Source organism: Myxococcus sp. MISCRS1, from assembly GCF_026626605.1.
Lineage (GTDB): Bacteria > Myxococcota > Myxococcia > Myxococcales > Myxococcaceae > Myxococcus > Myxococcus fulvus.
Map to the genome: position 1 here is coordinate 1179433 of NZ_JAPNKB010000001.1, position 22464 is coordinate 1201896.

Genomic DNA, 22464 nt, shown 5'->3' on the forward strand with positions numbered 1-22464 from the left:
AGGCATGCGCCTTCCGCCTCCCCTCTCCGATTCCGAGCGCCCGCGCCTGTGCATCGGGCTTTTGTCCGGCACCAGCGCGGACGCGGTGGAGGCCGCGCTGTGCGAAGTGACTGGAACGGGCGGCGGCGCGCGGCTGCGGCTGTTGTCCCACGTCTCGGCGCCCTTCCCTTCGGACGTGGTGGCGCGGATGCTGGGGCCCCAGGACGCGCACTCGCTCAGCCGGCTCGACTTCGAGCTGGGGGAGTACTTCGCCCGCGCCGCGCTCCAGGTGATGGAGCAGGCGGGCGTGGCGCGCTCGGACGTGGCCGCCATCGGCTCCCACGGCCAGACGATGGCCCACCATCCCCCGGGCACCACCGAGGTGCCCTCCACCCTGCAGATCGGCGAGCCGTCCGTCATCGCCGAGCTGACGGGCCTGCCCGTCGTCAGCGACTTCCGCACCCGGGACGTGGCCGCCGGGGGCCATGGCGCGCCGCTGGTGCCCTACTTCGACTGGGTGGCCTTCCGCGGTCTCCAGGCCCCTCGCGCGCTCCAGAACCTGGGCGGCATCGCCAACGTGTCCGTCGTCGGGCCGCGCCTGGACGACACCTTCGCGTTCGACACCGGCCCCGGGAACATGGTGCTGGACGGCCTGGCCCGGCGCGCGACGCACAACCGGCTGGCGTGTGACCTGGACGGGACGCTCTCCGGCCAGGGCCGGGTGATTCCGGAGCTGCTCGAGGAGCTGCTCACCGACGACTTCCTCGCCCGACCGCCTCCGAAGAGCACGGGACGTGAGCGCTACGGAGACGCACTGGTGGAGCGGCTCTGGACGATTCACCGGACCGGGCGAATGACCTGCTGGCCACCGCGTTGGAGCTCACCGTGGAGAGCACCGCGCGCGCCTACGAAACCTGGGTTTTTCCCCGAGCGCCGGACCTGGAGGCGATGTACGTCTCCGGGGGCGGTACACGGAATCCCCGGTTGATGGCGCGGCTCGAAGCGCGACTGGCTCCCCTCCCCGTGCGCCGGCTTGATAGCCTTGGATTTCCAGAAGGCGCGAAGGAAGCGGCCTTGTTCGCCCTGCTGGCCGCCGAGTACCTCGTGGGAACCCCCGCGAATGTCCCGTCCGCAACTGGCGCGAAGCGTCGAGTCGTTCTAGGAAAGCTGACACCGTGAGCAGCGTGAACCTGATGGCCCGCGAGGTGGCCGCCAAAATCGTCTTCTATGGACCTGGTTTGTCCGGGAAGACGACCTCGCTGCGGAAGATCTACGAAACCGTCCGGCCCGCGCACCGGGGCGAGATGATGTCCATCGCCACCGAGGGGGACCGGACCCTCTTCTTCGACTTCCTCCCCGTGAAGGTGGAGCGCGTCGGGGACTGCTCGGTGCGGCTGGCGCTGTACACCGTGCCCGGCCAGGTCTTCTACAACGCGACCCGGAAGCTGGTGCTCCAGGGCGCCGACGGCGTCGTCTTCGTGGCGGACTCGCAGCCGGAGGCCATGGACGCCAACCGCGAGTCGCTGGCGAACCTGGAGGAGAACCTCTTCGAGCACGGCATCCGGTTGGACCGCTTCCCGCTGGTGATGCAGTGGAACAAGCGCGACCTGGACCACGTGCTGCCCGTGGAGCAGCTGCGCCAGGAGCTCAACCCGCGCGGCGTGCCCGACTTCGAGACCGCGGCCACCAACGGCCGGGGCGTGCTCGACACGCTCAAGGCGATCACCCGGCTGGTCATCAAGGACCTGCGCGCCAAGCGCATCGTCCCGCCGCCCCGCCCCGTGGCGCCCGCCGGCGGCGCTCAGCCCGCGGGCCTGGAGGCCCAGCTCGCCCAGCACCTGCAGCACCGCCAGCCCCCGTCCGCGCCCCCCGTGGCGATGTCCGGCGGCCACGCTCCCGCGATGGCGGTGATCCCCAACACGCCCGTGCCGCATCGGCCGTCGGGCTCGTTCCCCGCCATCGCCCCTCCGCCCCGCGTGGAGCCGGTGACGCCGCCGCCCGTGGCGCCCGCCGTCATGGCTCCGGCCATGGTGGCCCAGCCCGCGGGCCCCAAGCTGCTGGGCGCCGCGAGCGCGCTGGCGCCGGGGGACTTGTTCGACCACGCGCGCGCCGCCGAGGCCGCGTTCATGGCGGGCAACTACTCCACCTGCGTCACCGCGTGCACGGACGCCATCCGGCGCGCGCTCGCGTACGCGGGCGAGGGCACGCTGGCGCAGCAGGCGTTCCTGTTGCGCATGGATGGCGCGGACCTGCTGCGCGTGCAGGGCCTCTCCACCCAGTCGCACCTGCGCGTGGACGACGCGGCCTTCGCGCTCTACGTGCTGATGCAGTCCTTCGCGCGGCTCAACGCGGTGGGCCTGCCCGCGTCGGAGTAGGCCGCGCCCCGCCGCCCCTCTTCAGCGAGGGGCGGTGAGCTGGAGCAGCCCCATCCGGAGCAGCTTCGCCAGCGTCTTGAGCGTCTCCAGCTCCCGCGAGGGGCTGGCCAGGACGATGGTGGACACATCCCACGTCCCGCTCACCAGGCCCGCGATCTGCCGCTCCTCGGGCTTGAGCAACGCCATGCCCTGAGGGTCGTGCACGACGACGGGAATCAGGAGCGGCGGCATGTCCGAGTAGAGCGCGGCCACGTGCTCGCGCTGCACCAGCCGGGCGAACTCGCGCACACGCCGGTCCGCGGGGTCGCTCGCGAGCAGGGACGCGCAGACGATGCCCGCCGCGTCGTACTGGCCCTCGCGCATCAGCACCGCGCCCTTCTCCAGCATCTCCGCCACCGGGTCCGCCTCCACCTGCGGCGCGCCCTCCACCTCCACCAGCTTCGAGCGGAGCAGCTCGTACACCCGCCGCGTCACCGACGAGCGCGACACGCCCATCGACAGCCGCAGCCGCCCCAGGTTCTGCGGCGTGGCGCACAGCCCCAGGATGATTCTGTGCATCAGCGGCTGGCTGGGGCTCGGCGGCGCCAGCGCGCGCACGCTGAGCGCGTCGATGGGCAGCGCCTTGTCCACGTCCGGCTGCTCATCCACCCAGCGCAAGGACTCGAAGAGCAGCTCGCGGATGCCCATGTCCGACGGCACCCAGTCCTCGCCTGAGCGGTCCGCGTCCTCCGTCCAGTGGAACGTGCCGCGCCCTGCAATCGTCAAGTCCGTCATCGCCGCGAACAGCTCCTCGCGGCCGAGGTCGCGAATCCAACGTGCCTGGATGCCGTGCACATCGAAGGCGGCGTCCACGTCGGGCGTGCGCGACAGCTCATCGAAGGCGGCGAGCACCTTGGTGCCCGAGGCCAGCTTCGCCAGCGCGAGCAGCCGGGCCACGCGGCCACGGAGCCCCTCGGAGGCGGTGGCCCCCACCTGGCCGGAGAGCAGGAAGAGCTTCCGCTCGCCGGCCTCCCAGGAGAGCTGGAGCGTGCCCGTCTTGCGGGAGCTGTCCAACCATTGAAGGAACTCGGGAAGCGGGTAGCTGAAGAGGTCGCCGTGGAGGGCCATGCGGTATGCGTTCGAGGATACAGTCACGAGCCGTGCGCGTCGCGCTCCTCTTCATCGATGGCGTGGGCATCGGCCGGAAGGACCCGGCCATCAACCCGCTCGCCCACCGTGAGCACCTGCTTTCCCGCTTCCAGGATGCCCCGAGCCCCGCGCTGCCCGATGGCGGCCTGTGTATCCCGGTGGACACGACCTTCGGTGTGTCCGGTCGGCCCCAGTCCGCTTCCAATCAGACGGCCATCCTCACCGGAGAGCCCGCGCCTGCCCTCCTCGGCCAGCACGTGCTGGGCTACCCCAACGCGGCCCTGCGCGCGCTGCTCGCCGAGCGCTCCATCGTCAAGCGCCTGCGCGCCGCCGGCCGCGAGGCCACGTTCGCCACCGCCTACCCCGCCGCGTACCTGGACGCGCTCGGGGTCCTCCGGCGCCCCACCACCTCGCCTCCGGAGTTCACCCCGCCCCCCGAGGCCCGCCGCCGCCTGAAGCCCTCCGCCGCCAAGCTGGCCTTCGCCGCGGGCGACGTGCCGCTGCGCACGCTGGAGGACGCACGCTCCGGGGACGGCCTCACGCCCGACATCACCGGCGCCCACGCGCGCGCCTTCGGACTGCCCGCTCCCGAGCGCACGCCCGAGCAGGCCGCGGACATCTTCTGGCGCGTGGCGATGGGCGCGGACTTCACCTACTTCGAGCACTACCTCGCGGACGAGGCCGGACACGCCCAGGACTTCACCGCCGCCCACACCGCGCTGGACACCTTCGACGCCTTCCTGCGCGCCGTGCTCGCCACGCGCCCCGCCGACGCGCGCCTCATGGTGTGCAGCGACCACGGCAACGTGGAGGACCTGTCCACGCGCGGACACACGCTCCACCCCGTCCCCGTGCTCTACTTCGGGCCTCCCTCGCCGGAGGTGGAGGCGCTCTCCACCGTCGCCGACGTGGGACGCACGGTGATGCGCTGGCTGGCAGTGGAGTGACGCTCGTGACGAGGGGATGGATGCGCGGACAGGGACGAGCGGGCCTCCTCGTCGTGGGGGCGGCCCTCATGGCCATGCTCGCCGGATGTCAGGCCCCGCGCCGCAGCACGGTGGACATCTCCCCCGCCGCCGCCCCGGGCGCCCTCGCGAAGACCACCGCGCTGCCCACCTCCAGCGGCGCGCGAATCACCCTCGAGTTCCAGCCGCGCGACACCGCCGCCGCAGACCAGGTGCGGCTGGCCGTCGAGCGCGCCCTGCCCCGGATGGCGCGCTGGGGCACGTTCGATGACTCGGTCTCCATCATCATCCACCCCAACCACGCCGCCCTGGAGCGCGCCGCCAACCGCCCCAACCACGACTTCCTCAGGGCCTGGGCCCGCTACGAGCAGATTGAGCTGCAGAGCCCGCGCACGTGGACGCTCATGGGCGCCAGCCAGTCCCAGGTGGACGAGCTGCTCTTGCACGAGCTCACCCACAGCCTGATGTACCAGGTGGCCTCGGACCGGCTGGGCTGGACGCGCAAGCGCATCCCCCTGTGGTTCCGCGAGGGCATGGCCTCGTACACCGCCGAGCAGGGCTACCGCACCGCGTCCCTGGAGGACCTGGCCCGCTACTACGGCCTCCACCCGCAGGCGGACCCGCTGGCCCAGGCGGACTCGCTCTACCGTCGCGAGAGCGACATCGTCTACAGCGCCGCCCACCACGCCTTCACCTTCCTGGTCCGCCGCTACGGCGAGCCCGTGGCCCGGGGCGTCCTGCGCGTCATGAGCCAGGGCCCCGACTTCCCGGAGGCCTTCGCCCAGGCCGTGGGCCTGTCCCAGGAAGCCTTCCTCCGGGACTTCCGCCGCTACGTCCAATGGCGCGGCTTCAAGGGCGGACGCCTGCTCCGCCCCTACTCCTTCCCCACCCCGGACCACCTCACCCTCCCGCCCCCTCCCTCCCTCTGAGCCCGCATCACCACCTTTCGCCCGGTTGAAGTTTTCAAAACTGCACACTGGATGCAGAGAACAAACCAGTGGCACTATTCCGGCGCGACTGAAATCCACGTGACGGGTTGGGGAAGCCCGTGCGGGGAGTGTGGAGGGGGTATCGATGACGGAGCAGCCGCGGAACAGCCCGGAGCTGTCCGCCGATGCAGCGGACTCGAGGACCTTGCTGGAGCGACTCCAGCGGTCCGCCGACGTCCTGGAGAACCTCAGCGGAGCGCGGGCCCCGGAGCTGTCCGAGGGCACGTCCGCGGCGTTGCGGCAGGAGGCCGCGGCGCTGCGGCGCATGCGTGGGGAGCTGGGGCTCTTGCTCAAGAGCTGGTCGCTGCTCACGGACACGTCCCAGAAGCTGCTCAACCTGCCTCCGGACGAGCTGGAGTCGGGGGTGCGCGCGGCGCTGGAGGTGTTGGGACGGAACATCGACGCGCAGCGCGGCTACGTCACCCTGCTGTCGGAAGACGGCGAGCACCTGTCGGAGGCGTACGAGTGGTTCTCGCCCGGCATGAAGGCCCATGGGCTCGCGCAGCACCGCGGCCGCTCGCTGGTGGGCTTCCCCTGGTCGCTCGATGAGCTGCGCGCGGGGCGCATGGTGACGGTGACGGACGCGGGCCGGCTGCCGCCCGAGGCCGTCGAGGCGAAGCGCGTCTGCGCCCTGCTGGGCGTGCGCTCGTACATCACCGCGCCGCTGCTGCTCGCCGGAAGGCTGCTCGGGTGGATGGGCTTCGACTCGGTGGACGCCGCGCGCGAGTGGACGCCCGAGGAGCGGCACCTGATGCGGCTGACGGCCCATGTGGTGGTCAGCGCGGTGGACCGCAAGCGCCGGGACGCGCAGCTGTTGCAGGAGAAGGAGCGCGAGCAGCGCGCGCAGTCGCTGGGCATCCTCGCGGCGGGGCTGGCGCACGAGATCAACAACCCGCTGGCGTACGCGACGGGCAACCTGGAGTACCTGCGCGAGCGGCTGCCCGACGTGAGCGAGCCGACGGACGCGGAGTGCCTCCAAGTCCTGGACGAGGCGCTCGAGGGCACGCTGCGCATCCAGCGCATCGTCGCGGACCTCAAGGCGCTGTCCTCCACGCAGGTGGAGGCCACGGAGCCGGTGGACCTCAAGGCCGTCACCGAGAGCACGCTGCGGATGGCGGCCAACCAGCTCCGTCACAAGGCGCAGGTGGTGAGGGACTACGGCGAGGACGAGCCTCGGGTCCGGGGTACGTCGACGAAGCTGGGCCAGGTGCTGCTCAACCTGGTGCTCAACGCGGCGCACGCCATCCCCGAGGGCCACGTCTCCGAGAACCGCATCACCGTGAGCCTGCGCACCGACGCCACCGAGGTGCGGCTCGCCGTCTCCGACACGGGCTGCGGAATCGCTCCAGACGTCCTGCCGCGCATCTTCGACCCGCTCTTCACCACGCGCCGCGCGGGTGAGGGCATGGGCATGGGGCTGGCCATCTGCCGCGACATCGTCACGGCGCTGGGAGGACGCATCGACGTGCGCAGCGAGCCCGGGCGAGGCACCACGGTGGAGGTCACCCTGCCACGCGCCGAGGCCCCCGTGCCGCTCGCGCCGAGCCTCCAATCCCTCGCCCGCTCCGAGGGCCGACGGGTGCTGGTGGTGGACGATGAGCCGCGCGTGCTGGACCTGATGCGGCGCTTGTTGCGCGGCCACGAGCTGGTCACCGTGCCGGATGGACGCGCGGCACTGGCGCGACTGAGCGGGGACAGCGCCTTCGACGTCATCCTGTGTGACTTGATGATGCCGGAGCTGACGGGTGTGGACGTGTACCAGGCGGTCCGCGACGCCTGGCCGGGCCTGCACGAGCGCATCGTCTTCATCAGCGGCGGCGCCTTCACGCCGGAGACCAAGCGCTTCCTCCAGGAAGTGAAGAACCCGGTGCTCGCCAAGCCCTTCGATGCCCGGCACCTGCGCGACGCGGTGATGGCCGTGGCCCTCCCCCCTCGGGACTGAGGGCCTGGGCGTCAGGGCGGCGACGACTCCACGAGCAGCTCCACCCGGCGGCTGCGCGCCATGCACCCCGGGGTGCCGTCATTGCACGGAGGCAGGTCCGCGCCCTGGGTCTCCAGGACGAGCCGCGCGCCCTCGATGCCGAGCGCCTGGAGCTTCGCGGCCACGGACTGCGCGCGGCCCAGGCCCAGCGAGGCGTTGACGGACTCGGGACCGAGGATGTCCGCGTGTCCGCGCAGCCGGACGCGCAGCCGCGGCCCCCGGTGGAGACACTCCGCCGCGCGCAGCAGCGAGGCCTCGCCCTCCGCCGAGAGCCGGGTGTCGAAGAAGGCGAAGAAGACGGGCTCGAGCTCGCAAGACACGGCAGGCGCGACGACCTCCGCGATGGACGCGGTGGCGGGACGCTCGGGCGAGAGTCGACGCGCCTCCGCGAGGACCTCGTCGACGACACGCGCGGCCACTTCGTCGGGGAGCGGCGTGTTCACCACGGGACCGTACTCGATTCCGACGATGGCCTCCTGAGGCTGTCCCAGGAGCATGAAGGCCGGGCGCTGCTGCCAGTGCAGGGTGACCCCGTCGCGCTCGTAGGCCGTCGAGGTGACTCGCACCGTGTCACCAGGACGCGCGTCGATGGTGACGCGGCCACGCATCACGAAGCGGTACGCATCCACGTACGAGAAGACCGACGAGCGCCCCTCGTACACCACCGACACGTCGAGCCAGCGCAGCCCCAGGGGCAGCACGTGTCGAGGACCCGCGGCCCCCGTGGACGGCAAGGTCCGCCCATCCAGCGTGTAGTCCACGGAGACGAGCTCCCAGAATCCCTCCTGGCTGAGCCGATCATCGTGCGCCAGTTCCAGCCACGCATCGCCCGTCGCCACGGGCTCGGCCCCCGCGCTCCCCGATACGAGGCTGGCGAGCAGGAGGAGACACGTCGCGAGCACGCGAGCCCCTGAGCCCGGGTCCTCGAGACACCGGACCCGTGACACCGGACTTCGCCTCTCGCGCAGCGGATTGCCCACGACGTGCCCCCCTTCTGGACCCTCGAACCGGAGCGTGCCTCAGGGTTTCTGGACAGGCGGCGGAGCCTGCTGCGCCGCTGGGCTCGGGAGGAGGGGCGGACGGTCCTTGCCCTCCACCGCGCGCTGCAGCTCGATCTCCTGCAGCAGCGCCGCCGGCGCCACCGTGGACACCGGCACGTTCCCGCTCTCCGCGCCGCAGAAGCCGTTGAAGATGCCGCGCTTCTGCCCCGTGGCGATGATGCGGTTCACCGCGGACAGCGGCGTGCCGACGATCTCCACGCCGCGCACCAGCGTCTCCTTCCCCGTCTTCACATCCACCCGGTACACCATGCGCGGCACGCCCTTGAAGGCCTGGTAGCCATAGCTGGACGTGTTCGTGTTGCCACCGGTGATGTCGCGGATGATGAGGCCGTACGGCTTGCCCTGCTTCTTCGCCTCGTCGATGAGCATCTGCTTGAGCTTCTCGTCGCTCACCTGACGCGTGCTCTCCACCATGAGGTTCGCCATGCGCGCCACCGGCTTGAGCGTGCCCTGGCTGCGACCGTGCCCGTTCGACCGGAGGAAGCCCTCCACCGGCCGGCGTCCCAGCAGGTAGTTGCGCAGCACGCCCTTCTCCACCAGCGTCACCCGCTGCCCCTTCACGCCCTCCTCGTCGTAGAGGTAGTAGCCGTTGAGCGGCTCCCCCGCGAGCGAGCGCTGCGAAGGGTCATCATGGATGGACAGGAATGAGGGCAGCACCAGCTTGCCCACCTGCCCCTTGAAGGTCTTCCCCTCGTTGTCGCCGTCCTGCCGGTCTCCCTCCAGCCGGTGGCCCACCGTCTCGTGGAAGAGCACGCCGGAGGCCTCGGGCGCGAGGATGGCGGGGCCCGTGTACGGGTCGATGGCCGGCGCCTGTCGCAGCGCCAGCAGCTCCTCGATGACCTTCGCCGCGGACTGACGGATGCGCTCGTCGTCCGGCAGCCCCGCCTCCGTGGGCGCGTAGAAGTCCCGCGAGTCATCCAGCAGCTGTCCGTCCGGCGCCCGCGTCACCGCGGAGACGTGGAGCCCGTACAGCGTCTCCTCCGTCACCAGCCGCGTGCCCTCCGTGGACACGAACAGCCGCGTCACCTTGTCGGCGGTGATGCGCACCTCCGAGTCGAACAGCTCCGGATGCGCGTTGAACTGCGCGGACACCTCGCGCGCCACCTTCACCCAGCGCGCCCGGTCGAACGGACGGGCCACCGGCGGCTGGACGAAGGTGCTCGGCTTCTCCTTCGTGAAGGAGGCGGGCCGCTTCGGGTCCTCCACCGAGTACACGTCCTCGCCCTTCTTCTTCAGGAACTGGAAGAGCGCGGACTTGTACTTCTCGTCCGTGAGCAGCCACAGCGACGTGCGCAGCGCCAGGGGCGAGTCATCCAGCGGCCCCTCCTTGCGCGCCGTGTAGCTGGTGCCCTTGGTGGAGAAGGAGAACTCCAGCCCTTCCGCGACGGAGCTGTCGAAGGCGTAGTCGCCCACGCGGGCGTCGACGTACAGCCGCCGCTCCCGGTAGCCGTCGTCCATGAAGATGGCGCCAAAGCGCGCGGCCACGACCTCCTGCTCGTAGTCCTTGAGCTGGTAGCTCATGAAGTACGGTGGCTCGTGGCTCTGCAGCTTGAGCTGTTGTTGGTTGCGCGAAAGCTCGCTCGACATGGCGTCGAGGAGCACCTGGCGCGAGTCGGTCTGCGCGGGTGCCGCCGCCAGCAACATGGCCGAGGCCACCAGCAGGGGGAGAACGGGTCGGGTGAGGGCTGTCACGCCCCCCACTGTACCCAAACCACCCCGCAAGACGAGCAGGTCCGCTGACTCCAGGTGCCCCTCCCGACACCTGGAGTCGCGAACCCCTGCCCGGAGGGTCGACTTCCGGGCCCAGGCTCGTCTGCCTTACGCCTTCGTCACCTTCTCGCGGCCCTGGGGCACGCCCTTGGTGGCGTTGCGCGTGTCAATCACACACGTCGCGTTGGCCACCACGGCGGCGTAGTCGATGTTGGTGTGGTCCGTGAGGATGAGGACCGCGTCGTACTCGCCGAGCTTCTCCGGCTCGAGCGGGACGGACTTCATCTCCATGTTGAAGCCGTGGCCCTTGTGCAGCTCCGGCACGTACGGGTCGTGGTAGCTGAGCTCCGCGCCCTTCTCCGCCAGCAGCGTCATGATGCGCAGGGACGGACTCTCGCGCATGTCGTCGATGTCCTTCTTGTACGCCGCGCCCAGGCACAGCACCTTCGCGCCGTTGAGCGTCTTCTTCGCCTTGTTGAGCGCCTCCATGGTGCGCTGCACCACGTAGTACGGCATCTGCCAGTTCACCTCGCCGGCCAGCTCGATGAACTTGGTGTGGAACTCGTACTCGCGCGCCTTCCACGTCAGGTAGAACGGGTCGATGGGGATGCAGTGACCGCCCAGACCCGGGCCCGGGTAGAACGGCTGGAAGCCGAAGGGCTTGGTGCTCGCGGCCTGGATGACCTCCCACACGTCCACGTTCATGCGGTCGCAGAGCATCTTCATCTCGTTGACCATGGCGATGTTGACGCAGCGGTAGATGTTCTCCAGCAGCTTGGCGAGCTCCGCCACGCGCGTGGAGGACACCGGCACCACTTCCTTCAGCGCGCTGCCGTACAGCGCCGCCGCGACCTCGGAGCACTCGGGCGAGTAGCCGCCGACGATCTTCGGAATCGTCTTGGTGTTGAAGCTCTTGTTGCCCGGGTCCTCGCGCTCGGGGCTGAAGGCCAGGTGGAAGTCCACGCCCGCCTTGAGGCCGTTCTTCTCCAGGATCGGCTTGAGCACCTCCTCGGTGGTGCCCGGGTACGTGGTGGACTCCAGGATGAAGAGCTGACCGCGGCGCACGTGCGGCGCGAGCGACTCACCCGTCTGGATGATGTAGCTCATGTCCGGCTCACGCGAGGCCGTCAGCGGCGTGGGCACGCAGATGATGACGCAGTCCAGCTCCTTGGACCGGGAGAAGTCCCCGGTGGCCTTCAGCTTGCCCGCCTTCGTCAGCTCCGCCAGCGGCGCGCTGGGGATGTGCTTGATGTAGCTCTCGCCCTTCTCGATCTTGTCGAGCTTGCGCTTGTCGACATCGAGCCCCACGACCGGGAAGCCGGCCTCGGCGAACGCCATGCCCAGGGGAAGACCCACGTACCCCAGCCCCACCACACCGACCTTCGCCTCCCGCCGACGAATCCGCTCCAGCAGCGGGCTGCCCACCATCACCCTCATCGTCCTCACCTCTCCTGATGCGACGTGCCGCAGAGCGGTCACGCCCCGACCCGAACACTCACCTGAAGACCACGACCCACTTCAAACTCGACGGAGGCTTCACCTGCCCCCGGAACTCCACCGTCACCGCGGGCACCACCCGCCCGTAGCCGGGCGAATAGCGCGAGGGCACCACCTGCGACTCCAGGCCCTCTTCCAGCAGAATCCATGCGAGCGGCGCCCCCTCCGGGCCCAGCTCCACCGCGACGGGCGAGAACACCAGCGGCTCCTCCGCCGCGCGCTGCGCCCGCGCGAGCACCTGCGCGTCCGGCGTCACCCGCCGGGCCTGCTCATCGGGAAGATGAAAGCGTCCAACGACTTCGTGAAGCCCCGTACCGATGAAGGAGTCCCGCCCCGCCAGCGAGCGCTCGCGCCGGTCCAACCGGAACGTGCGCTCGATGCCGACCGGGGCCGGCAGCAGGCGGTAACCATCATGGCGGGCCCGCAATCTGTCCACGGTGGCGCCAGGAAGGAAGGCCACCACGCGCGCTTTGGCTTCCTCGGGCAGCGCGAACAGCCGGGCCTTGTCGAGCGTGGCCTGCTCCGCGCCATCCACCTGCACGGTGTTGTGCGCGGCGGTGCCGCGGAACGCGTTGCGCATCGCCGGGTCGCGCGTGTACGAGCCCGTGCCCGGGTCGACGATGACGGGACGGCCGCCCAGGTGCAGCTCGAAGGAGAGCTTGTCGTTGTGGCTGTGGCCGCCCACCCCGCGCTGGCCCTGCTTTCCCGCGCTCACGGTGACGACGGCGCCCGCGCCGCGCAGCACGTGGAAGCCGCCCTCCGGGAAGCTGATGGACCGCGGCGCCGCGCCCGGTGACAGGCGCTGGTAGCGCTCCAGGCCCACGTGCCCGAGCAGCCACGCGGCCTCGTCCGGGAGCTCGCCGCCCGCCAGGGCCGCGTCTCCGAAGAGCGCCGCGCCCAGGCCCACCAGGTAGCCCTGCTCCATGTCGCCGCGGTCTCGCAGCGGGAAGACGCGGCCGGAGTCGTTGTCGCCAATCTGCGGCGCCAGGCCCGTCTCGGAGGACCACGCGCGCACCGCGTGGAACATGCGCTTGAGCCGCGTCTCGTAGGCCGTGCCCAGCGCCACGCCCGCGCCCCGCGCCACCAGCAGCGCCAGGGTGAACAGCTCCACCGAGAGACGGTGGTAGGGAATGGAGCCCTCGAAGGAGGTGCCCTCGACGTGGACCTGCGCGGACATCTGCTCGCACAGGCCGGCCACCGCCAGCGCCACCTGGCGCGAGGCACCGGGCAGCTCCGGGAACAGCAGGCCGACGACGAGCAGGCCCACGTGGTTGGAGACCAGGTGGTTGTTGGGCACCGCGCCCCGGTCCTCGAGGTGGGCCTCCACCCAGGACATGTGGTCCGCGAGCGAGCCGAGCAGCGGCACCAGGAACTCCGCGCGGCGCACCTCGGGCGCGTCGGCGAACATGGCCAGGGCCTGCGCCAGGTTGGCTCCGCGCAGCGCCACCTCCATGGCACAGGACCACTGCACGCCCTGCCCCACGGGATTGGCCTGGAGGAAGTCGAGCACCTGCATCACGAAGGCGGAGGCCAGCCGCGAGCGCTCACGGCGAGAGGTCTCCACCCAGTAGCCCTGCGCCAGCGCGATGACGCTGTCGAGCCGCCCCATCACCCAGGGGTACTTCGGGTCATTCCCCTTCGACAGGAGCGGCATCCGCTCCACCGGCGCCAGCGGATAGCGGTGGCCGCTGAGCACGTCGAGCGACCAGTCCACCGGCTTGCCCTCGCCGAAGACGACGCGCGTGCCGAAGACGTCCCACTCCTGACGGAGCGCGGCCTGGGCCCGGGCGATGGCGCGCTCACGCGCGCCTGGAATCGTGGAGAGCGCGGCGAGCACGGACTCGCGCTGGGACACCTCGCACCATGCGCGCGAGGTGCGGCTGTTGAGCGCCTTCTGGGCCAGCTCCTCCGCGCGAGTCACGCCGAACGCGCTCAACAGCCGCACCTCATCGGTGCGCTCACGCCGTCGGTATCGTGCCTGCCGTGCCACGCCCTGCACACGCCGCACGGCGCTGAGGGCCAAGGCCCCCGGAGCCAGTCTGGCGATTGCCGCGTAGTAGTCGAGAGTCCCCATCAGTCCCTTCCGCCGCCCGTCGCAGAGGCCGTTAGCAAGGGTCCGGCCAAGGGGGCTCTCCGAGGAGTTGAGCGGGTTTGGGCGATCATCCCGCCCCGCGGGACGGTAAAAAGTCGGGAGGTCGCCGAGGAGCATGGGTAAAGGATTGCCGGGTGTCGGCGCCTTGTTTGCCCACCCTGGGCAGTGTTGCGCCCTGGAGGTGCCGTGCCCATACCTCTGCGCGTGCAAGTGGGTGCTCGGAGTGGGCGGAGCGTCGACCCGGATGTCGACGCGGGGGTGGAACAGGCGCTCGTGGCGGTGGCCGAGCGGGCCCTGTGCCGTGGTGCCCACGCGGGCATGGAGTTGTTGCTGCGCGAGACGCTCCGATTGACGGGGGCCTCCGGCGCGGCGCTCTTCGATGGACGCGTCTGCGTGGCGCGCGCGGGCACGGGCATTCCGCTTCCCATGTCCGGTGGTGGACGGATGCTCAAGGTCTGGCCCGAGCGCGCGGACGGCGCAGTGCTCGAACGGCTGTCCGCCTTCGGGAGCGCGCTGCTCGCGGCGCGTGCGCGGGAGTCGGCCGCGAACGCACGTCATACGAAGCTGCTGGCCCAGCGCAGGGAGCTGGAGCGCGAGGTGGCCCGGTGGGAGCAGCGCCGCTCACACGCCGCCCATGACCTCAGGACCCCCTTGATGGTCATCAAGGGCTATCTGGACATGATGATGAAGGGCATCGCCGGGCCGATGAACGCGACGGTGCAGCGCTACCTGGACCGGATGATGCGCGCGGCGCAGGACCAGCGGGCGCTCATCGACCATCGACTGGGACGCGGAGCAGTCACGGACCTGCGGCCCTTCTTGCACACGGCCTTCGGTCCCGCGTCGCGACACGCGCAACGGTGCACGGTGACGATGGCGCTGCCGGAGCGTCCCCTGCTGGTGAAGGGAGCCCGCATCGAGGTGGAGACCTGGATGCGGGCGATGGCGCGCGGGCTCGCGTCGACGCGCGCCACCGCGATGGACCTCCAGGTCGAGGCGTTCGAGCCGACGAGCAGCTGGCGGGTGCTCGCGATGACTCGGGGCGGAGAGACTCCCTCGGCCAAGGCCCTCACACGGATGAGGGAGCTGACGCGCCGGCTCGGAGGAACCCTGGAGGCGCCGACCGACGAGGAGCCGCGCTGGGTCGCGCGACTTCCGGCGGAGCTCGGACCTCCCGGCGCCGCCGTCACGGGCTGAGCGATTCGCGGGCCCGCCCGCTCCCAGCATCGCGCCTCCACCCGACCATCTCGCGAGTCGCGCGTCGGGCCTGCCTGGAACGGCCGGGCGCGACGCCCCGGCCGCTGCTCGGCAAGAGCGCCTTTCCATTCCGACGCGGGGCTCATCGCCACGGGTCGGGACAGGCCACCGAAGCCGATTCCCCGACTCGAGCCGCTACGCCGCGTTCGCGGGCAGGAGCTGTCGCACCAGCTCCAGCAGCCTGCCGCGCTCCACCTCGCGCTTGACGAGGTAGCCATCCGCGCCCGCCTCGAGTCCCGCGGCGCGGTCCTCGGGGCTGTCGAGCGAGGTGACGAGGATGATGGGCGTGGAGTGCAGCGTCGGGTGTGACTTGATGCGCCGCGCGAGCCCGACACCATCCAGCCGAGGCATCTGCCAATCGCTCACCACGAGCTGGCACGACGTGCGCTCCAGGATGCCCCAGGCCTCCTCGCCGTCCGCCGCCGTCACCACCGGGAAGCCGGCGATCTCCAGCAGCGACTTCATCGCGAAGCGCGTCGTGAGCGCGTCGTCGCACACGAGGATGCGCGGACGACGCGACTCCGTCGCCATCGAGCGCGTCTCCGGCCTCGCCGCGCGCACGAGCTCCGGCGCGTTGAGCACCGGCACCACGCGTCCGTCATCCAGCACCGCCGCGCCAGCCAGATGCCGCACGCTCTGCAGATGCTTGCCCAGCGAGCGCACGACAATCTCCTGCTGCCCCACCACCTCGTCGATGGCGTACAGCACCTTGTCCCCACCCACGACGACCAGCGCCGCCGTCTGCACGCGGCCCGACTCGATGGCGAGCGGCAGCCGGGGCAGCCCGATGGCCTCCGCCAGCGGGAGGAACGTGAGCTGCGAGCCATCCACACGCGCCACCACGCGCCCGGCCACCGTGCCCACGTCGTCCGGCGTGAGGCGCATCACGCGCTCCACGCTGTCGGACGGAATCGCGGACACCGTCGTGCCCGTGCGCACCAGCAGCCCCAGCGCCGCGGCCAGCGTCAGCGGCAGGTCCACGGTGAAGCGCGTCCCCCGCCCGGCCCAGAACTCCACATCCACCGAACCCTGGAGCCGCGCCGCCGTGGCCTGCACCACGTCCAGCCCCACGCCCCGGCCCGACGTCGCCGTCACCTGCTCACGCGTGGAGAAGCCCGGCTGGAACACCAGCCGCGCGGCCTGCGCGTCGGACAGCTTCGCGGCCGCGTCCTCCGTCAACAGGCCCCGGCGCACGGCCGTGGCCCTCACGCGCTCGGGAGACAGCCCGTAACCATCGTCCTCCACCACCACGGCGATGCGCGCGCCCCGGGGCTCCACGCGCACCGTCAGCCGCCCCGTCTCGGACTTGCCCGCCTGGCGGCGCTCGTCCGGCGTCTCGAGCCCATGGTCGATGGCGTTGCGCACCAGGTGCAGCAGCGGGTCCTTGAGCGCATCCAGGATGCGCCGGTCCAACCGGACCTCGCCGCCCGCCAGCTCCAGCGCCACGTCCTTGTTCAGCCGCGCGGACACCTCGCGCACGGTGCGACGCAAGGGCTCCAGCAGCTGCGAGGCGGGCACCATGCGCAGGTCCCGCAGGTCATCGCGCGCCACCTGCGCCACCAGCGCGAGCTGCTCGCTGTCCCGGTGCGCCTCGCGCGACACCTCCAGCAGGCGCTTCTGCATGCTCCGCATCAGCGTCACGCCCGAGCGCAGTGAATCCAGCGCCGCGCCACCGCCTCCCGCGAGCGTCAGCTCCGACGCGGCGCGCTCCAGTTGACGCAGCACCTCGTGCGTCCCATCCGACAACGCGCGGTAGCTCTCCGAGCGCCGCGCCTGCTGGGAGCGCCCCGCCACGAGCAGCTCCACCTGGAGCGCCAGCGAGTCCAGCGTCTTCACCGCCACGCGCACCGTGTGGTCCGTCGAGGCCCGGGCCTCCTGCTGCACGGGCGCCTGCTGCGCACCGGACGCGCCGTTCTCCACGGCCACCGGCACCGCGCGCAACGTCTCCACCGCGCGCGCCACCGCTTGCGGCGGCCGCTCGTGCTCGAGCTGTCCGCGCAGGTCCACCAGCGTGCCCGCGACCTCGGAGGCCGCGAGACTCGCCGCGTCGCCTCCCGGCTCCATGCGCGCGAACCCCAGCGCGGCGGACTCGGACAGCGTGGCCAGCCGCGCGGAGCCGGCCTCCAGGGCCTGCACCTTCAGCCCGCGCGCCCGCTCCATCGCCTTGCGCACCACGGCCGCGCGGTCCGGCACGTCCGGCGAGCACAGCGCGCCGAGCGCGGCCTCCAGGAACTCCAGCGCCTCCAGCCCCTTCGCCGCGAGCCCGGACAGCACCGCGGCCGACTCGGGCAGCACCACGTCGCGGCCCAGCGACTTGAGCAGCCCGGCCAGGCCATCCACCTGGGGCGCCTGTCCCGCGTCGCCCCGGGCCATGGCGGCCTCGATGCCGGACAGGCCGCGCAGCATGGACTCCACCGCGTCGCGAGGAAGGCCGTCATCCGTGCGGATGTGGGTCAGCCCGTCCTCGATGGCGTGCACCACCTGCTCGATGTCGTCGAGCCCCAGGCTCGCCGCCGAGCCCTTGAGGCTGTGCACCAATCGCTTGAGCGAGGGCAGGAGGTCCGCCTCGCGCTCGTTCGAGGGGCCCTCCAACCCGAGCACCTTCGCTCCAATGGCTTGGATCTGCTCACGCGTCTCCGCGGAGAAGACCGGCCAGATGCTGCGCAAGAGCTGCGGATCCATGTCGCGCCCCTATTCCTGCGCCTGCCGTCCCGCGGCCGGGCCCCCGAGCTGCTCCAGCTCCAGCACCGTCAGCCGGTCCGGAGTCAGGTACAGGAAGGGTCCCGGCGGGGGCTGCGAGAGCTCCGACTTCGGCAACTCCTTACGCCCCTCCACCGTCTCCGCCGCCAGGCCGAAGCACTCCTCGTCCACCTCCACCACCACGATCTTGCCCAGGTCCGACATGCCGCCGCCCTCCAGCCCCAGCAGCTGGCGGAGGTCCAGCACCGGCACCACGCGCGAGCGGCTGGCCAGCGCGCCCAGCACGTGCCGCGGCGCCCCGGGCAGCGAGGAGATGCCACGCGCCTCGAGCACATGGTCCACGTGCTCGATTCGGACCGCGTAGCGCTCCCCGCCCACCTGGAAGGCGAGCACGGACAGCACCTCTTGATGCTCCTCGTGACGAGACTCGGCCAGGGCGCGAGCGCGCGCGCCGAGCACCTCGCGGCGCTTGTCCACGCTCACCCCGGTCGTCCCGAGCTGGGGCCTGGGCCCCGTGGAGTCCTTGCTCACCTTGACCTCGTCACCCGGCATGGGCTCGTCACTTCGTCGCGGGCAGCTTCAACATGTCACGCACCTTCGAGCGCAGGTCGTCCACCGACACCGGCTTGTTGAGGAAGGCGCTCGCCCCCACCAGCTGTCCCTTCTTGCGACTCGCGTCGTCCTTCAGGGAGGTGAGCAGCATGAAGGGCGTGTCATGCAGGTTGGAGTCGGCGCGCACCGCCGCGCACAGGGCGAAGCCGTCCATCTCCGGCATCTGCACGTCGGAGATGATGAGGTCCGGCCTGTACTCGCGCGCCTTGTTCAGCCCCACCGCTCCGTTGGGGGCGTCGACAAACTCCAGGCCCCAGCCCATCAGGTAGACCTGGAGCAGATTGGTGATGGTCTTCGTGTCCTCCACGATGAGGACCTTCAAGGACTTTCGTTCCGTCGCCACATTCACATTCATAGCTGGTACCTACCCACCAGGTCCGAGAAGCGCTTCGAGAGATTGGTCAGGTTTCCAGCCACCTGTTCGATGCGTCGCGTCCCGATGACGGAGTCTCCCATGGCCGACGTCAGCTCGCCCATCGCCGCGGCGATCTGCTCCACGCCAATCGTCTGCTGCCGGGTATTGCCCGCGATCTGTCGCGCCGCACCGGACGATTCGCGAATGACTTCGGACAGTCCGAGGATGGCGTTGCCCGCGCCGCGCGCCAGCTCCATCGCCGCCTGCGCCCGGCGGCTGCCTTCTTCCGTGGCCGTGACGGCCGCGCGCGTTCCCTTCTGCACTTCGTTGAGAAGTCCGCGCACCTGCTCCGCGGCCAGCCGGGACTGCTCCGCCAGCGTGCGCATCTCCGTGGCCACCACCGCGAAGCCCCGCCCGTGCTCGCCCGCCTTCGCCGCCTCGATGGAGGCGTTGAGCGCCAGCAGGTTCGACTGCTCGGCCACGTCCTTCACCGTGCTGATGATGTCGCCAATCTGGAGCGTGCGCTCGTTCAAATCCGTGATGGAGAGCGCGATGGCCTTCACCTGCTCGCCCAGCTTCTCCATGCCGGACACGCTCTCCGACACCACCTTCTGGCCTTCGGCGCTGAGCGTCTCCGACTTCTGCGTCTGGGAGATGACCGAGTCCGCGTAGGCCGTGGCCTGCTTGGATGTCTGGGCAATCTCCGCCACCGTGGTGCTCGTCTCGCTGATGGCGGACGCCTGCTGGTGCGCCATGGCGGACTGCTGCGAGGACGTCGTCAGCACACCCGCCGCCTCCTTCTCCATCTCCGCCGCCGCGCCCTTCAGGTCCTCGAGCAGGTGCGCGAGCCCCTCCGACATGGCCGCGAAGCTGCGCGACACCGCGCCAATCTCGTCGTTGGCCTCGGTGTCGAAGCGCTGGCGCAGGTTGCCCCCGGCGATTCCCGCCGCCGCGTGCGACAGTCGCTCCAGCGGCACGACGAGCAGCCCGGACAAGAACCACGACGCCACCAGGCACGCGGCCAGGATGAAGACGCCGAGCACCAACGTGAAGCGCGTGGTGCCTCGCAGCGCGTTGGTGAGCGCCTCCTCGTGGAGCGCCACCTGCACGGTGCCCACCCGGCGCGAGGCGCCTGCCTGCGGCGCCACCACGGGGGTGGAGGACTCCACCACCGCCTCGTCGTTGATGACCAGCCGGCGCTCCACCGCGGTGTCTCCCTCGGCGGACGGCTGATCCGCGCCCGCGAAGCGCTCCGCGGCGACCTCCGCGAGCAGCTCACCCTTCGCGTCGCGGACCAGCACGTAGGCCACGTCCGGGACATGGCGCAGGACACCGTGCGCCGTGGACTGCAGGCGGCTGGCGTCCGGGCTGGCCGACAGCATGGGCGTGAGCGTCTTCGCCAGCTCCTCGCTCACCGCGTGCGAGCGCCGGGACAAGTCCTCCCGCTGCGCGTTGCTCATCTGCATCCAGAAGGCGAGCACGAGGATGCCCGCCACGAGCACACCCGTCACGCCCGTGACGGCGACAATCTTGAAGCGCAGGCTGAGGCGGCCCATCGCGAGCAGCCCTGGCAGCGTCAGCTTCGTCTTCTCGAGGTCCACGTTGACTCCCACGGGCGAAAGCGCGCGCGCTAGCGCGCGCCCTGCCATCCAGCCTGAGTTCTGGGTACCAGGGCCTGTCGCAGGCCGCCGGCGGTCATCGTCTCCACCCCACGCAGCGGGTGTTCATCATCCAGCCCGTCGAGCGAGCGCAGCGCGTTCTGTCGCGCGCGCTCCGCGTCCTCGGGCCGGTCCATGCGTCCGTAGAGCGCCACCAGCGTCGCGTGACCGAGCGCCAACCGGGGCTCCAGGTACAGCGCCTTGCGCACCGCCTCCACCGCGCCGTTCAAGTCCCCGCGCCCCTCCGCCACCATGGCCAGCAGCAGGTACGCCTCCGGCACCAACGCCTTCGCCGCCTCGCGCGCGAGCGCCTCGGCCTCCTCGAAGCGGCCCGAGCGGGCCGCGTCCAGCGCGCGCTCCATGGGCCCCGTGGCGCTCCCGCTCGAAGCGGGCACGGCCTGCGGGCCCCGCGCCTCTCCCGCGCCCTGGGGTTTGTGCGGGCCTGTGGCGATGGCGGACAGGCTCACGACGGGCATCTCGGTCCCCGAGGGCGTGCGCGCCGGTTGGGTCGAGCCCCCCTCCCCCAGCGCCGAGGGACGCGCCGCGGCCCGCGCCGCCGTGCGAAGCAGCGCCTGGGCCGCGTCGCGCACGGCCCGGGGCGTGGGCGGCGCGGGCCGCGTCCAACCCGGAGGCGGCACCCTCAACGCCACGCTGCCCTCGGCATCCACCGTCTCCAGCCCCAGCCCGTTGGTGAGCGGCACCTCGGCGGGCGACACGAACAACAGCCCGCCCGGCGCGAGCACGGAGACGAAGTGCGTGAGCACCTGGCGCACCAGCTCGGGCGGGAAGTAGATGAGGACGTTGCGGCAGAAGATGGCGCTCGGCGCGCTCACGGGCGGCGGCTCGTTGGCCAGGTTGTGGCGGCGGAACTCCACCGAGCGGCGAACCTGCGCGACGACGGAGAGCTGATCGCCCTGCGGCTCCAGGTAGCGGCGCTCCAGCTCCGGCTCGATGTGCCGCAGCGACCACGGGCCGTAGAGCCCCGCGCGCGCGCGGTCCAGCGCCCGGTTGGACACATCCGTGGCGAGCACCCGGAAGCGGCCCTCGGGGACGCCCGCCGCGAGCAACGCCATGGCGATGCTGTACGGCTCCTCGCCCGTGGCGCAGCCCGCGCTCCACACCTGGAAGAACGGCCCCGCCGGCGGCACGGCCAGCCGCGCCAGCGTGCGCAGGTGCTCGGGGTGACGGAAGAAGTACGTCTCGCCGATGACGGCGTGCTCGATGAAGGTCTCCACCGCCTGCGCGTCGCGGCGCAACAGCCCGCGCAGGAACGACGCGGGCGCAAGGCCCCGCGCCTCCGACGAGCGCGCGAGCGCCGTCTCCAACGTGCGGCGCAGGCTGTGCGCGAGCGTCAGGCCGCAGGCGGCCCGGAGGACCTCCTCCACCTGGATGAGCGTCGCGTCATCGAGGACGGCCTCGCTCACGCCCCCTCCGACCCCACCAACACCGCCGAGACGCGCAGCAACGGCCGCACCCCTTCGGGCGTCCGGCACAGGCCCGCCATCAACCCCGTCCGGTCCCACGGCAAAGTCACCGTGCCATCGGGAGTGCCCTCCACCAACGTGGGCGCCTCCACCAGATCCCTGACACGGTCCACCAGCACGGCCACCGGGCGCGCGCCCTTGCAGATGACCAGGTGCGCATCCAGCTCCGGCTGCCGCGTCACGCCCAGCAGCACCGCCAGGTCGACCGCGACGGCCGGGTTGCCTCGATAGATGAAGGTGCCCGCGACATGGGGCGGCGCCCCCGGCAGCGGCTCCAGTTCCACCAATCGCACCACCTCCTGCACGGCGTCCGCCGCGAGCAGCGCGCTGGTGCCCGCCGCGTCCAGGGTGAGGAAGAGCCCCGGCAGTCGCAGCTCTCCCGACAGGGAGATCAACTCCTGACGCAGCCGCGCCTGCTCGAGCTCCAGCGCACCCAGTCGCTCCTCGACGGAGGCCCGGCGCACCTGTGTGTCCACGGGGTTGTTGGGGGTGTCTGCCATGGGGACGGCCCCGCCCGCTTCAGCCCTGGCGCGCGGGTCGACTCACGCTAGTCCGGGCCAGGAATAACCGTCAATGCGGGGTCAAACTGACCGTCCCCCATCCGACGCGGCGGATGTGTGT

General features: G+C 71.3%; 18 protein-coding genes. 7 read left to right on the forward strand and 11 right to left on the reverse strand.

Going from position 1 to position 22464, the window contains the following annotated elements:
* Positions 1 to 4 precede the first annotated feature (4 nt).
* From OWM54_RS04470 to OWM54_RS04480, 3 genes are read left to right on the forward strand one after another with little or no spacing between them, the layout of a single operon-like run.
* A complete protein-coding gene (locus OWM54_RS04470; RefSeq protein WP_267696706.1) occupies positions 5 to 967 on the forward strand; it encodes an anhydro-N-acetylmuramic acid kinase in 963 nt (320 codons plus the stop codon).
* The gene (locus tag OWM54_RS04475; protein WP_267696707.1) at positions 865 to 1158 is read left to right on the forward strand and encodes an anhydro-N-acetylmuramic acid kinase; all 294 of its coding nucleotides are present in this window, start codon (positions 865 to 867) and stop codon (positions 1156 to 1158) included. The genes OWM54_RS04470 and OWM54_RS04475 overlap by 103 nt, the downstream gene beginning before the upstream one ends.
* Positions 1155 to 2354, forward strand: coding sequence for a GTP-binding protein (locus tag OWM54_RS04480; RefSeq protein WP_223746797.1), 1200 nt, complete (start codon positions 1155 to 1157; stop codon positions 2352 to 2354). The genes OWM54_RS04475 and OWM54_RS04480 overlap by 4 nt, the downstream gene beginning before the upstream one ends.
* Positions 2355 to 2375: 21 nt before the next feature.
* Here OWM54_RS04480 and OWM54_RS04485 read toward each other — a convergent pair whose 3' ends face one another.
* Positions 2376 to 3461, reverse strand: a complete 1086-nt coding sequence (locus OWM54_RS04485) for a DUF4388 domain-containing protein (RefSeq protein WP_141332905.1) — start codon at positions 3459 to 3461, stop codon at positions 2376 to 2378.
* 32 nt (positions 3462 to 3493) lie between these two features.
* Here OWM54_RS04485 and OWM54_RS04490 point away from each other — a divergent pair, with 32 nt between their 5' ends.
* The 3 genes from OWM54_RS04490 (at position 3494) to OWM54_RS04500 (ending at position 7378) form a co-directional block, all read left to right on the forward strand.
* Positions 3494 to 4429 carry a metalloenzyme gene (locus OWM54_RS04490; RefSeq protein ID WP_267696708.1) on the forward strand — a complete coding sequence of 312 codons (936 nt, stop codon included), beginning with the start codon at positions 3494 to 3496 and terminating at the stop codon, positions 4427 to 4429.
* 68 nt (positions 4430 to 4497) lie between these two features.
* The gene (locus tag OWM54_RS04495) at positions 4498 to 5376 is read left to right on the forward strand and encodes a hypothetical protein (RefSeq protein ID WP_267696709.1); all 879 of its coding nucleotides are present in this window, start codon (positions 4498 to 4500) and stop codon (positions 5374 to 5376) included.
* Between the two features lie 145 nt (positions 5377 to 5521).
* Positions 5522 to 7378 (forward strand): hybrid sensor histidine kinase/response regulator, encoded by a 1857-nt coding sequence (locus tag OWM54_RS04500; RefSeq protein WP_267696710.1) that lies wholly within the window; start codon positions 5522 to 5524, stop codon positions 7376 to 7378.
* 11 nt (positions 7379 to 7389) lie between these two features.
* On the opposite strand, the gene OWM54_RS04505 is transcribed toward OWM54_RS04500, so the two are convergent.
* The 4 genes from OWM54_RS04505 to OWM54_RS04520 form a co-directional block, all read right to left on the reverse strand.
* Positions 7390 to 8319 carry an OmpA family protein gene (locus OWM54_RS04505; protein ID WP_267696711.1) on the reverse strand — a complete coding sequence of 310 codons (930 nt, stop codon included), beginning with the start codon at positions 8317 to 8319 and terminating at the stop codon, positions 7390 to 7392.
* 117 nt (positions 8320 to 8436) lie between these two features.
* Positions 8437 to 10122, reverse strand: coding sequence for a TldD/PmbA family protein (locus tag OWM54_RS04510; protein WP_267696712.1), 1686 nt, complete (start codon positions 10120 to 10122; stop codon positions 8437 to 8439).
* A gap of 174 nt (positions 10123 to 10296) precedes the next feature.
* Positions 10297 to 11616 (reverse strand): nucleotide sugar dehydrogenase, encoded by a 1320-nt coding sequence (locus OWM54_RS04515; RefSeq protein WP_305070650.1) that lies wholly within the window; start codon positions 11614 to 11616, stop codon positions 10297 to 10299.
* Positions 11617 to 11683: 67 nt separating this feature from the next.
* Positions 11684 to 13759, reverse strand: a complete 2076-nt coding sequence (locus OWM54_RS04520; protein ID WP_267696713.1) for an alginate lyase family protein — start codon at positions 13757 to 13759, stop codon at positions 11684 to 11686.
* A 204-nt stretch (positions 13760 to 13963) separates the two neighbouring features.
* Here OWM54_RS04520 and OWM54_RS04525 point away from each other — a divergent pair, with 204 nt between their 5' ends.
* Positions 13964 to 14974, forward strand: coding sequence for a histidine kinase dimerization/phospho-acceptor domain-containing protein (locus tag OWM54_RS04525; RefSeq protein ID WP_267696714.1), 1011 nt, complete (start codon positions 13964 to 13966; stop codon positions 14972 to 14974).
* 195 nt (positions 14975 to 15169) lie between these two features.
* Here the strand turns inward: OWM54_RS04525 and OWM54_RS04530 are convergent, their stop codons facing one another.
* Genes OWM54_RS04530 through OWM54_RS04555 form a run of 6 tightly spaced genes read right to left on the reverse strand, consistent with a single transcriptional unit; the run spans position 15170 to position 22343 of the window.
* Positions 15170 to 17716: a hybrid sensor histidine kinase/response regulator gene (locus tag OWM54_RS04530; RefSeq protein ID WP_267696715.1), complete on the reverse strand. Its 2547-nt coding sequence runs from the start codon at positions 17714 to 17716 to the stop codon at positions 15170 to 15172.
* Between the two features lie 9 nt (positions 17717 to 17725).
* A complete protein-coding gene (locus tag OWM54_RS04535; RefSeq protein WP_141323265.1) occupies positions 17726 to 18286 on the reverse strand; it encodes a chemotaxis protein CheW in 561 nt (186 codons plus the stop codon).
* A 7-nt stretch (positions 18287 to 18293) separates the two neighbouring features.
* Positions 18294 to 18701: a response regulator gene (locus OWM54_RS04540; RefSeq protein WP_141323264.1), complete on the reverse strand. Its 408-nt coding sequence runs from the start codon at positions 18699 to 18701 to the stop codon at positions 18294 to 18296.
* Entirely contained in the window at positions 18698 to 20302 is a 1605-nt protein-coding gene (locus tag OWM54_RS04545) for a methyl-accepting chemotaxis protein (RefSeq protein ID WP_370640331.1), read from the reverse strand. Before OWM54_RS04545 ends, OWM54_RS04540 begins: the two co-directional genes overlap by 4 nt.
* 29 nt (positions 20303 to 20331) lie before the next feature.
* The gene (locus OWM54_RS04550; protein WP_223746788.1) at positions 20332 to 21783 is read right to left on the reverse strand and encodes a CheR family methyltransferase; all 1452 of its coding nucleotides are present in this window, start codon (positions 21781 to 21783) and stop codon (positions 20332 to 20334) included.
* A complete protein-coding gene (locus OWM54_RS04555) occupies positions 21780 to 22343 on the reverse strand; it encodes a chemotaxis protein CheW (protein ID WP_074957366.1) in 564 nt (187 codons plus the stop codon). The genes OWM54_RS04550 and OWM54_RS04555 overlap by 4 nt, the downstream gene beginning before the upstream one ends.
* Positions 22344 to 22464: the final 121 nt, after the last annotated feature.